Below are 10,860 nucleotides of genomic sequence, written 5' to 3'. Positions count from 1 at the left end.
GCTGAATATTGAATGAGCGGAGGGTTTTTCAGGACAGCGGTTTTTCACCATACCAACGCGGCGTATACACCCATTCACCGCCCCCGGCACGGGCGAAGGTGCAGGTGGTCGAAGAGCCGATCAACACCATGGTGCGCATGTCCACCTGTTCCGGTGTCAATGCGCCCAGGGTCATGGTGCGCAGCGTCTGCCCCGGCCGGCCGATGTCCCGGCCGAGCACCACCGGTGTTTCAGGCGAGCGGTGCTGCGCAACGATCTCCAGCGCCCGGCCCAGTTGCCACGGGCGCGCCCGGGAAATCGGGTTGTAGAACGCCAGGGCCAGATCCGCTTGGGCGGCCAGATCCAGACGTTTCTCGATGATCGCCCAGGGCTTGAGGTTGTCCGACAGCGACATCACGCAGAAGTCGTGGCCCAGCGGCGCACCGGCCTGAGCCGCAGTGGCCAGCGAGGCGGAGACGCCGGGGAGGATTTCCAGATCAACGCTGTGCCACGCCGGATCGTCCGATTCGTGCAGGGCTTCGAGCACCGCAGCGGCCATGGCGAATACGCCCGGGTCGCCCGAGGAAACCACGATCACCGAGCGGCCTGCGGCGGCGAGCCTGAAGGCATGGCGGGCACGCTGCATTTCTTCACGATTGTCGGTGCAGTGCTGCACCTGATCGTCGCGGAACGGGCCGGCCATGCGCACGTAGGTTTCGTAGCCCAGCACATCGGTGGCGCGGGCCAGTTCGGTTTTCACCGCTGGCACCATCAGTTCGGCGGCGCCGGGGCCAAGACCAATGACCGCGAGGCGACCGCGCGGGCGGCCGATCTGCGCGACGTCCAGCGGTTGCTCGGCAATCGCGATCGCCAGATGTTCTGCGCTGATCACCTTCGCCGCAGGCACTGCCACGCGGACCAACGCCTGAAGATCGTTTTGCGCCGCGACGAAGCGCAGTGGCACGCCCAACTCGAGCGCAGCTTCGCGCAAACTCGATGCGGCCATTTCAGCGTCTGCTGCCACCAGACACGCCAGTGCCGGCACGGCGACACTGGCCTGTTGCAACGCAGCGCGAACAGCGTTCGGCAGATCCGCCACGTCAGCGCTCACTGCCACCGCCACACTGCGCGGGTAAATCAGCAATTCATCGGCGCTGGCCACCCGCTGCACACTGCTCACATGAATCGACCGCTGCGCCTGCGGATCCTGCGGCAACTGCGCCTGATCGAGCCATGGCGCCGCGCCTTCGATCCGCACGCTGTGCCCGGCGAGCAGGTCGGAAACGAAGCGTTTGCCCGATTTCAGATCCGCCAGTGCGTAGCCGCTTGGCGGATTGAGCAGGCAGGTACCAAAGCGCAATTCGCCGCTGGTGGTGATCGCCGGCGCCACTTGCAACGCCGCCGCGATGTCCCGGGCCATGACGTTGACCCCACCGAGTCCACCCAGCAATGGCACCACCGCGCTGCCGTCTTCGGCCACCGCCAGCACCGCCGGTTCGGCGCCTTTCTCCAGCAACAGCGGCGCCAAGGTGCGAATGACAATGCCGGCCGCGCACAGGGCAATGATCGGCGTGTCCTGTTGATACAAAGCGCGCAGAGTCGCGCCGAATTCCTGATAGCTGCTGTCGGCGCCTTCGACCCGTCCGGCAAGGCCATGAACCTGCGCCGCCGGATAGACCTGCTGAATGCGCCGCGCCGTGGTGAGGCTGCCCTGGCCGAGAATGACGATGGCGGGAGTCGCTTGGCTCATCAACCTTGCCACCGTTCGCCCGGGACGATGATCAGCGAGAAGTACGGCGAGGACATCGGCTCGACCTGATCCATCGGCACGATCTTCTGGTTGGCCATGGTCGCGCGCTCGACATACAACGCACGCTCGGCGAGGCCGAGTTCTTCCAGCACCTGACGGACCTTGGGAAAGTTGCGCCCCAGTTTCATGATCACCGCCGCATCGGCATCGGCCAGACGCCGTTTCAGTTCTTCGTGGGGCAGCACGCCGGAAAGCACCGACAGGCTCTGATTGCGATACACCAGCGGCGCGCCGAGCACCGAAGCGCCGCCGAGCATCGAGCACACCCCGGGCACGACTTCGGCCTCGTAACGGCTGGCGAGACGATCATGCAAATACATGTAGGAGCCGTAGAAGAACGGGTCGCCTTCGCAGATCACCGCCACGTCGCGGCCGGCGTCCAGATGCTCGGCGACCGCCACAGCGGCTTCGTCGTAGAAATCGCTGATGACCTGCTCATACGACAGCGGCGCCGGCAACGCCTCGGTGGTCACCGGATAGACCAGCGGCAGCAGGTTCTGCGCCTCGACCAGATGCGCCTCGATGATGCCGAACGCATTGCCCTTCTTGCCCTTGGCCACGAAATACGCGACCACCGGCGATTCGCGCAGCAGGCGCAAGGCTTTGACAGTGATCAGTTCCGGATCACCGGGGCCGACACCGAGGCCGATCAGACGTCCTTTGGCCTGCATCATTCGATCTCCGTGGCGAGGGCATTGACGGCGGCGGCGGCCATGGCACTGCCGCCCAGCCGGCCTTGCATGATCACGAACGGCACGCCGCGACTGTCGGCCGCCAGCGCCGCTTTCGATTCGGCAGCGCCGACGAAGCCGACCGGGAAGCCAAGGATCAGTGCCGGTTTCGGCGCGCCGGCGTCGAGCATTTCCAGCAAGTAGAACAGCGCGGTCGGTGCGTTGCCGATCACCACCACACTGCCTTCGAGGTGCGGGCGCCACAGTTCCAGCGCGGCAGCCGAGCGGGTGTTGCCCAACTCGCGGGCGAGCTCCGGCACGCTGTCGTCGCGCAAAGTGCAGATCACTTGGTTATTGGCCGGCAGGCGCGTGCGGGTCACGCCTTCGGAGACCATCCGCGCGTCGCAGAGAATCGGCGCACCGGCCGCCAGTGCATCGCGCCCGGCCTTGCCCGCGCCCTCGGAGAATTGCAGACCGTCGATGGCCTCGACCATGCCGCAGGCGTGGATCACTCGCACCGCAAGTTTTTCCAGATCGGCGGGAATGCGCGCCAGATTGGCCTCGCGGCGAATGATCGCGAAGGAGTTGCGATAGATCTCCTGACCGTCGCGGATGTAATCAAGCATCAAGGGGGCTCCGGGAGCGGGCGTCGAGCAGGGTCGCGGCCGCTTCAATAGTAAGATTGCAGGCGTGCAGCGTGCCGAATCCGGGCTGTGCTGCATCGCGAAAATAGAGGTCGTAATGACCGGGGGCAACGGCCAGCAGCGTCGCTGGCGCGCAGTGGGCGGCGGCGCAGGAGCGCGAGCACCCCGACAGGTGCACGCTGAGGCCTGCGGGCAGCAGAGGTGCCAGTTGCCGGGCATCCTGCTTGGTGTCGGCAAGGCCTTTGCCGCAGCCATCGGCGCCGGTGCAGGCGATCAGGCGAGCCAGTGGTTCGGCCTCGGCCGTCAACAGGCCCAACGCCCGCAACTGCTCAAGCACGTTGTCGGTATCAGTGGCTTTCACGTTCGGCAGCAGCAGGCTCTGCCACGGCGTGAAGCGCAGACTGCCATCGCCAAATTGACGGGCCAGTTGTGCCGCGCCACGCAGCATCGCCGGATCAAGTCGGCCCAGTGGCGGCACCGCGCCGACGTAGCAGAGACCTTGCGTGTTTTGCTGATGAGCGCCGATGTGCAGCGCGTCTGCCGACGTCGGGCGCTGCCAATTGCTGATCGCCTTGAGCGATACGCGCTCGCGCAACGACTCAAGGAACGCGAGCCTGGGCAACTCGTCGAGCAGATGGCGCATCCGTGTTTGCTCTGGCCGGGCCAGGTCGAGGAACAACTCCAGCGCGGCGACCACCAGTGCGTGAGCATTGTCCAGGCTCACAGCGCCGAGAGGGCGATCGGTCGGGCAACCGGCCAGACCGAATGCCCAGAGGATTTCGCCGTCACGCTCGAATGCCGACAGCCACAGATCATGCGGATGTTCGAGCATCACCAGGGCTTCGCCGCCATCGAGCTGCACGGCGAACTTGGCGCTCAACTCATGGAAGCGCGGATGACTTTGCAAGGTGTCGAGGATTTGCCCTGCGAGCGGGCGCGTGTCGAACAGCATCTGCCGATCGATGCCGGCAGCCGGGCTGAGCATCAGATTGCGCACATCGTCGCCGGCGGCGTGCTTCGGCCCAAGGCCGGCGGCCAGCAAACACTCGATCAGCGCTGCCGATTGCGCACCGATGCCGCGAATCTGCAGGTTGCCGCGATTGGTCGCTTCGATCGCTCCGCTCGCAAACGCTTCGGCGGCAGCGGCCACCGCATCGGCCTGATCGGCACTGATCGAACCGCCATCAAGCTTGATCCGGCAGATACCGCCGTCCAGTGCCTGGACGATACGCAGCAACCCCGGGCAGGCCGAGGGGCGTAAGGCAGTGGACATCGGGCGTTCGTTCAAGGGGCTGACCGGTTGTGTGGCAGAAGCGCTTCGCGGGCGGAGCGCGCGGTATTATGCCTGCTTTGCCCACCGGTATGAAAAGTCTGCCCTCTGTCTCGACCGGTGGGGCAGGCAGGCTTCAGTTGTTGCCTCTGCCGCGCGCTCAGGTCAGGGCGATAATCTGCTTTTCGCGCCGCTCACCCAATAACGCAATAATCCTGGCTCTCGAGAAACAGTAATCATCGGCATCTATAAGAGCCTTGTAGCAATCAACAGCAACGTTGCCCACTATCTGCTCGGCATTGAAGCGTCGCTCAAGCACATTGCCCGGAACAGGCTCTTTGACGGCAAACGAAATGACGACCATCGTAATTGTTGATCCCTTAGATACGCTGCCAAGCATGAAGCGAATCGACTTGCCCTCTTGCAGAGTATTTCGCTGAAGCAACTCAAGGGCCGCACCGTTGCTCTCCAGTTGCGAGGTCAGATTGGCAATTACCTGTTGGTTCAAAACTGCCGGCGCCCAACCTTGCAAGAGTTCTTGAGTCAACTCCAGCAGAGTAAAAGTATCGGGCGTAGTGACAGGCGCGCTGATAACCGGATCGTCGAAAAACAAAGCACCGGTGACTTTCAAAGCCGTTTTATTGGCGTCATTCCATGCCTTGCATGCAACAGCATCGGGAACTTTATGCGAGGCGACCGTTTGTGAATAAAGCAGCGCATCGAGACTGTCGTCAATGTCAGATGCCGACAGCTCTTTACTCACCAGCACTAATGCCCCTGCGCATACGAAAACCTTCGAAATCGCGAACATTTGCATCTCCCACAAAAAAACCAGAGGCTTGCGCCTCTGGCATTAATCACTTTCAGACCGACTGGCCAAATTCGTAGCTGAGCGCTTTCTCACGTTGCTCAGTCAGAGCCTTGACAATCAATGGTTCTACCATTGCATAGTCTTCCTCATCCATATACATCGTGGCGCCGGCGTTATAAATCTCCACAGCAGATGTTGCCCATTCTACAAACAGTACTTTGGTAGGTTGAGCCGAAGCCAGATATTGCACAGCAGCGATTGCCAGGGTGATACCACCCTCATCATCCTGCGAAGCCGCACTCATGCAAAAGTTGCCACCTTCGGCTTTCTTCGAGTTGTTCTCGAACAGCGTCAGGGCCTGTGGTTCATTTTTCAGTGCATCCATGGTCGCATCTGCCACAGAGGACAATACTTTAAGGGCTGCCTGGCCCTGTCCTACTGCTGCACCAACAGCGGTATGCAGAACAGACAGGACAACATTATCCATGGTCAATTTTTGCGAAGTAGCGGTATATCGATTATAAGGCTGGCTGAAAGCAAACCAGCCAGCCAGTTTCATCAATCGCATAAACTCGTTATAGCGCTGTTCCTTTTGGTTGGACGCCGGATATTTGAGCAAGGCAACCAGATCGGCATACATGTAGGTGTTTTTAACGATTCGCTTGCTGCGCTTGGACATGCTTGCATCAAAGCCTGCAATACCCGAGCCCATGACTGCAGCATTCAGTTCATCTTTATCAACCGGAAAGCTACTGCCAACACTTGCCGAACGCGAGCGCAGCACTGGCTGCGCAGCGATAAACTCATTGGTTTGTGCAATCAAACTAAACCGTTCAACAGCGGAGATTACATCTTTATTCAGCTCAGTCATAAATGGATTCCTTTCTTGGTTAAAACACCGACTTGGTGTGGAAAACAAACTAACCACAGCACCGGAGTTAATCAAATCGAAAATCCATGCATTTAATTTCAGACCGTCATACAAACCATCAAACAAAGCTGAACAACTAACATCAAGCGCCCCGAGCCAACTCAATTTCACGCGTGCGCATATCAAGCACTGCAGCAGCCAACTGAAGCCGATTTTCATTTATCGCGGCAGACCTGATCAAAAAGCGCCTGGAGCGGATATCAAGCTCCGACCCCGTATGCTGAATAGTCCAGAACAAATAGGTAGAGGACCACTTCGCATCAAGCAAGCGAACGTTACTAACGACAATCTCCAACTCACTATTGAAATTGTACTGAGCAGGAGAAAAACGAAAATCGCTCCATTCCCGAGCGCTGCCTCTAAATACGTCTATGGCGTCCGAATGTGTCTCAAGCATATGGAACGCTTCCTTCATTAGCCCGACTTTCTCCCGACTTAGTTGTTGCGACAAGGATCGCGCCCAGACGTCCAGCGCATTGCCGGTAAAGTTCTTGTCAACATGGATTACCGGAGCTTGCTCCAGGCTCCAGCCGACAGACCAAAGCACCCCGGAATAATATTCGAACCAAGCAGCTGGCTCACTGTTTCTGTCATGACGCAAATCGGCTCTGTATTCTGCCCAGCGCATACTGTCCTTGACGAATCGTTTATCTTCCGCAGTCAACCCGGAAAAGTAGGACAACAGATTATTCCCCATCACCGTCGCACTGCCTTGGTCGGGCAGTGCTGAGATACTGTTCAAAACATCGCTCATTTCAATTATCCATTCGATTATTCAATTTACTAAAAAAGTACCTTCCGGATAGCCACAAGCACTTCCAGCGGAACGCCAATTCAATACTTGCGAAGAACTCGAAAAATCACAAAAGACAATGTAAACATTCAATGTCGGCGCTCCTGAAAAAAGGACAGCAGCCAGTTATCGATTGTCGCGTTATCATGTCGCCCGCTTCGCTGGACGCAGGATCTGGAGTATGAAATGGGCGATTGGCTGACCGTTGTGGGTATTGGTGAAGACGGCTTCAAAGGCCTGGGCAAGAACGCCCGGCGTGCTCTGATGGGCGCCTCGCGGATCGTCGGCGGCCAGCGTCAGCTGGATCTGCTGCCGCCGTGCATCGGCGGCGAGCGGCAATTGTGGCCGAGTCCGTTTTCCCTCGCGCCGGTGCTCGAGTCGCGTGGCGAGCCGGTCTGCGTGCTGGCCAGCGGTGATCCGATGTTCTACGGCGTCGGTGCCAGCCTGGCGCGTCAGGTGCCGAGCGCCGAGATGGCGATCATCCCCGCCCCTTCGTCCTGCGCACTGGCGGCGGCGCGCCTGGGCTGGCCGTTGCAGGAGGTGACGATTGTGTCGCTGGTGGCGCGTCCGTTGGCGGCGCTCAATGCGCATCTGTTCAGCGGCGTGCGTCTGTTGTTGCTGAGCAATGACGGCAGCAGCCCGGCCGCCGTTGCGCAATTGCTCTGCGAACGTGGTTTCGGCCCAAGTCGCATGACAATTCTGGAGCATTTGGGCGGCGACGCCGAGCGGCGGATCGATCGCAGCGCCAGTGACTGGGAAAATGCGCCGATTGCCGATCTCAACGTTATCGCTGTCGAGTGTCTGGCCGAACCCGGTGTTACCGGCCTGTCACGCCTCGCCGGTCTGCCCGATTCGGCGTTCCGTCACGACGGCCAACTGACCAAGCGCGACGTACGCGCCATCACCCTCGCCCGCCTGGCGCCGAAGCCCGGCGAACTGCTCTGGGATGTCGGCGCCGGCAGCGGTTCGATCGGCATCGAGTGGATGCGTGCGCACCCGAGCTGTCGTGCCATCGCGGTCGAGGCCGACGAGGGCCGTCAGCAATTGATCGAACACAACCGCGATGCGCTGGGCGTACCCGGCTTGCACCTGATTCGCGGCAAGGCGCCGCAAGCGCTCAATGGCCTTGAACGTCCAGACGCTGTTTTCATCGGCGGCGGCGTCACCCGTGAGGGTGTATTCGAAACCTGCTGGGACCAGCTCAAGCCCGGCGGCCGATTGGTGGCCAACGCCGTGACCCTGCAAAGCGAAGTCACCCTGATGCACTGGCGCGAACAATACGGCGGTGAGCTGACGCGCATTCATGTCGCCCAGGCGCAACCGCTCGGCGAGTTCGATACCTGGCGTCAGGCCTTGCCGATCACCCTGCTGGAACTGGTCAAACCCCTCGATGCGTGACGAAACCGCCGAACAGCCCGCGCCCCTGCGCAGCGGCCTCACCACCGGCAGCTGCGCCACCGCCACCAGCCTCGCCGCCGCGCGCCTGTTGCTCACCAGCATCAGCGCCGACGCGGTGCAGATCACGCTGCCCAAGGGCAAACAGGTGCAGATGCGCCTGGAGTTCTGCCGCTTGAGCGAGGGCGGCGCCGAGGCCGGTACGATCAAGGATGCTGGCGATGACCCTGACGTCACTCACGGCGCCCTGCTCTATTCACAGGTGCGACTGTCTGCCGAACCGGGAATCCACTTCAACGCCGGTGTCGGCGTCGGCACGGTGACCCGACCCGGTCTGGTATTGGCCGTCGGCGAGCCGGCGATCAATCCGGTGCCGCGCAAAATGATCAGCGATCACCTGGCCTTGCTCGCCGCCGAAACCGATTACGGCGGCGGCTTCGAAGTCACAGTCAATGTCGAGGGCGGCGCAGAACTGGCGCTGAAAACCATGAACCCACGGCTGGGCATTCTTGGCGGCCTGTCGATCCTCGGCACCAGCGGCATCGTCCGGCCATTTTCCTGCGCCGCTTACATCGCCTCTATTCATCAGGGCATCGACGTGGCGAAAACCAATGGTTATCTGCACATCGCCGCGTGCACCGGCAACGCCAGCGAAGACACCATGCGCCGGGTCTATGAGCTGCCGGAAATCGCCCTGATCGAAATGGGTGACTTTGTCGGTGCGGTGCTAAAGCATCTGCGCAAAGTGCCTGTGGATAAACTCAGCCTGTGCGGCGGCTTCGGCAAGATCAGCAAACTCGCCGCCGGGCATATGGATCTGCACTCACGGCATTCGAGCATCGACTTGCCGCAACTGGCCGAGTGGGCGGCGGTGATTGGCGCGGATGCGGCATTGCAACAAGGCATTCGCGAAGCCAATACCAGCCAACAAGCCCTGGCCATGGCCAGTGCGGCGGGCATCGCTTTAGGGGATGAGGTTTGTCGCCATGCGCTGAATTTCGCCCGTAGCGTGGTGCCGGCACAGGTGCAGGTCGAGGTGTTTGCCATTGATCGTCAGGGCGGGATTGTCGGGCACGCCGGAGGTTTTGCATGAAACGGATCTTGCTGCTCGGCGGCGTGACTGAAGCGCTGGCGATTGCCCGCACGCTCGGCCCACAACATATCTACAGCCTCGCCGGCGTTGGCCGGGTGCCGAGCGATTTGCGCTGCCAGGTTCGGGTCGGCGGCTATGGCGGCGCTGAGGGTCTGGCGCAGTTCATCGCCGATGAAGGCGTCGATCTGCTGCTCGACGCCACGCATCCGTACGCCGCACAAATCAGCGCCAACGCCGCCCGCGCGGCACAGCTCGCCGGCATTCCCTGCTGGGCCTTGCGCCGGCCCGCCTGGCAACCGCAAGCAGGCGATGACTGGCGCGAGGTCAGTGACTGGGCCGAACTCATCGCCGCCCTGGAACCGTTCCACCGCCCGCTGTTCACCCTCGGCCGTGAACCGCTGCAACACCTCGACGAAATCCCCGCCCACCAGTTCTGGACTCTGCGCGCTCTCGACGTTTATCCCGGCAACGCGCGCTGCGAAGTGATCGGCGCCCGTGGGCCGTTTCTGCTGGAAGACGAGCGAGCGCTGTTCGAGCGCCGGCAGATCGACGTATTGATCAGCAAGAACAGCGGCAGCACCGCGACTGAGCCGAAGCTTGAAGTGGCGCGCGAGCGTGGCGTGCCGGTGCTGGTGTTGAAGCGCCCGGGGTTGCCGGGGGTTGATCGGGAGTTTGAATCAGTCGCTGAAGTCCTCGCTGCCCTTTCCCACTGAATCGGCACGGCCCTTTGTGGGAGCGAGCCTGCTCGCGAAGACGTCAGCACCGGCAGCCCATCAGTGTCTGACAAATCGCTTTCGCGAGCAGGCTCGCTCCCACAGGAACCGTGGATGTTGCTGATATCTGTGCACACTCACAAAATTTGTGGGAGCGGGCTTGCCCGCGAAGGCGTCAGGTCTGGCACTGCAAATTCAAGTAGCTACACTCCTTTAACAGCTCAATGCGACACCAAACCGCACGACGCTTTTTTACTTATCGGCCCTGATCAGGCTAAATGGGCCGCGCCTGATCGCCCACCCAACGGACCTGTCCCATGAACCGACGCCGGTTAGCATTTGCCTGGATCGCCTGCTTTGCAGTGCTGTTCAACATGCTCGCCATGCCGCTGAGCGGGGCGATGGCGCAGGCGGCCAGTTCACCGGCCGAGCAGATACTCTGGAGCAGTTTCTGCACCGGCGGCGGCATGAAGATGGTGGCGATCGACATCGGTGCCACGGATCAGAAGGCCCCGCAAAACGACAACCATTCGAATATGCAGCACTGCTGGTGTTGCTCAGGTGGGGCGCCATTGCTGGCACTGCCGGGGCATTCGCCGCAGCTGTATTTCGCGCAATTTGAAAGCAACCGCAGCGTTGCGCCCGTCCCCCTGCAAACCCCGACGCCGCGCCAGCAATGGCCGAGTCTCAATCCCCGTGCCTCCCCTCTGGTCTGATTGGTTCGCGCCCTGAATCCGCGTTTCAAATCGT

General features: G+C 61.1%; 11 protein-coding genes. 4 read left to right on the top strand and 7 right to left on the bottom strand.

The window, feature by feature from the left end:
* Positions 1 to 28 precede the first annotated feature (28 nt).
* The 7 genes from cobJ to PSH90_RS02915 form a co-directional block, all read right to left on the bottom strand.
* Positions 29 to 1,729, bottom strand: coding sequence for a precorrin-3B C(17)-methyltransferase (gene cobJ, locus PSH90_RS02945; RefSeq protein ID WP_305382125.1), 1,701 nt, complete (start codon positions 1,727 to 1,729; stop codon positions 29 to 31).
* A complete protein-coding gene (locus PSH90_RS02940) occupies positions 1,729 to 2,463 on the bottom strand; it encodes a precorrin-2 C(20)-methyltransferase (protein ID WP_370695113.1) in 735 nt (244 codons plus the stop codon). The genes cobJ and PSH90_RS02940 overlap by 1 nt, the downstream gene beginning before the upstream one ends.
* The gene (locus PSH90_RS02935; RefSeq protein ID WP_056787678.1) at positions 2,460 to 3,086 is read right to left on the bottom strand and encodes a precorrin-8X methylmutase; all 627 of its coding nucleotides are present in this window, start codon (positions 3,084 to 3,086) and stop codon (positions 2,460 to 2,462) included. Before PSH90_RS02935 ends, PSH90_RS02940 begins: the two co-directional genes overlap by 4 nt.
* The gene (cobG, locus tag PSH90_RS02930) at positions 3,079 to 4,377 is read right to left on the bottom strand and encodes a precorrin-3B synthase (RefSeq protein ID WP_150741630.1); all 1,299 of its coding nucleotides are present in this window, start codon (positions 4,375 to 4,377) and stop codon (positions 3,079 to 3,081) included. The genes PSH90_RS02935 and cobG overlap by 8 nt, the downstream gene beginning before the upstream one ends.
* Positions 4,378 to 4,534: 157 nt before the next feature.
* A complete protein-coding gene (locus PSH90_RS02925) occupies positions 4,535 to 5,185 on the bottom strand; it encodes a hypothetical protein (protein WP_305382124.1) in 651 nt (216 codons plus the stop codon).
* Positions 5,186 to 5,237: 52 nt separating this feature from the next.
* Complete coding sequence (locus PSH90_RS02920; protein WP_305382123.1) at positions 5,238 to 6,275, bottom strand: hypothetical protein; 1,038 nt, start codon at positions 6,273 to 6,275, stop codon at positions 5,238 to 5,240.
* Positions 6,199 to 6,870 carry a hypothetical protein gene (locus PSH90_RS02915; protein ID WP_252879361.1) on the bottom strand — a complete coding sequence of 224 codons (672 nt, stop codon included), beginning with the start codon at positions 6,868 to 6,870 and terminating at the stop codon, positions 6,199 to 6,201. Before PSH90_RS02915 ends, PSH90_RS02920 begins: the two co-directional genes overlap by 77 nt.
* 225 nt (positions 6,871 to 7,095) lie before the next feature.
* Between PSH90_RS02915 and cbiE the strand changes: the two genes are divergently transcribed.
* The 4 genes from cbiE to PSH90_RS02895 all read left to right on the top strand — a co-directional run bounded on the left by cbiE (position 7,096) and on the right by PSH90_RS02895 (position 10,826).
* A complete protein-coding gene (gene cbiE, locus PSH90_RS02910; RefSeq protein ID WP_252883104.1) occupies positions 7,096 to 8,307 on the top strand; it encodes a precorrin-6y C5,15-methyltransferase (decarboxylating) subunit CbiE in 1,212 nt (403 codons plus the stop codon).
* Positions 8,300 to 9,397, top strand: a complete 1,098-nt coding sequence (locus PSH90_RS02905) for a cobalt-precorrin-5B (C(1))-methyltransferase (protein ID WP_252883103.1) — start codon at positions 8,300 to 8,302, stop codon at positions 9,395 to 9,397. Before cbiE ends, PSH90_RS02905 begins: the two co-directional genes overlap by 8 nt.
* Positions 9,394 to 10,110 carry a cobalt-precorrin-6A reductase gene (locus PSH90_RS02900; RefSeq protein ID WP_305382121.1) on the top strand — a complete coding sequence of 239 codons (717 nt, stop codon included), beginning with the start codon at positions 9,394 to 9,396 and terminating at the stop codon, positions 10,108 to 10,110. The genes PSH90_RS02905 and PSH90_RS02900 overlap by 4 nt, the downstream gene beginning before the upstream one ends.
* A 317-nt stretch (positions 10,111 to 10,427) precedes the next feature.
* The gene (locus PSH90_RS02895; protein ID WP_252883101.1) at positions 10,428 to 10,826 is read left to right on the top strand and encodes a DUF2946 domain-containing protein; all 399 of its coding nucleotides are present in this window, start codon (positions 10,428 to 10,430) and stop codon (positions 10,824 to 10,826) included.
* The last annotated feature ends 34 nt before the right edge of the window (positions 10,827 to 10,860 follow it).

The organism is Pseudomonas sp. FP1762 (genome assembly GCF_030687105.1).
Lineage (GTDB): Bacteria > Pseudomonadota > Gammaproteobacteria > Pseudomonadales > Pseudomonadaceae > Aquipseudomonas > Aquipseudomonas siliginis.
The sequence above is the reverse complement of the archived record's forward strand: the minus strand, read 5'-3'. Positions and strand labels throughout refer to the sequence as shown.

Coding starts and splice junctions, on each gene's coding strand:
- cbiE (WP_252883104.1), top strand. CDS start 7,096: ATGGGCGATTGGCTGACCGTTGTGGGTATTGGTGAAGACGGCTTCAAA.
- PSH90_RS02900 (WP_305382121.1), top strand. CDS start 9,394: ATGAAACGGATCTTGCTGCTCGGCGGCGTGACTGAAGCGCTGGCGATT.
- PSH90_RS02905 (WP_252883103.1), top strand. CDS start 8,300: ATGCGTGACGAAACCGCCGAACAGCCCGCGCCCCTGCGCAGCGGCCTC.
- PSH90_RS02940 (WP_370695113.1), bottom strand. CDS start 2,463: ATGATGCAGGCCAAAGGACGTCTGATCGGCCTCGGTGTCGGCCCCGGT.
- PSH90_RS02895 (WP_252883101.1), top strand. CDS start 10,428: ATGAACCGACGCCGGTTAGCATTTGCCTGGATCGCCTGCTTTGCAGTG.
- PSH90_RS02925 (WP_305382124.1), bottom strand. CDS start 5,185: ATGTTCGCGATTTCGAAGGTTTTCGTATGCGCAGGGGCATTAGTGCTG.
- cobG (WP_150741630.1), bottom strand. CDS start 4,377: ATGTCCACTGCCTTACGCCCCTCGGCCTGCCCGGGGTTGCTGCGTATC.
- PSH90_RS02915 (WP_252879361.1), bottom strand. CDS start 6,870: ATGAGCGATGTTTTGAACAGTATCTCAGCACTGCCCGACCAAGGCAGT.
- cobJ (WP_305382125.1), bottom strand. CDS start 1,729: ATGAGCCAAGCGACTCCCGCCATCGTCATTCTCGGCCAGGGCAGCCTC.
- PSH90_RS02920 (WP_305382123.1), bottom strand. CDS start 6,275: ATGAAAATCGGCTTCAGTTGGCTGCTGCAGTGCTTGATATGCGCACGC.
- PSH90_RS02935 (WP_056787678.1), bottom strand. CDS start 3,086: ATGCTTGATTACATCCGCGACGGTCAGGAGATCTATCGCAACTCCTTC.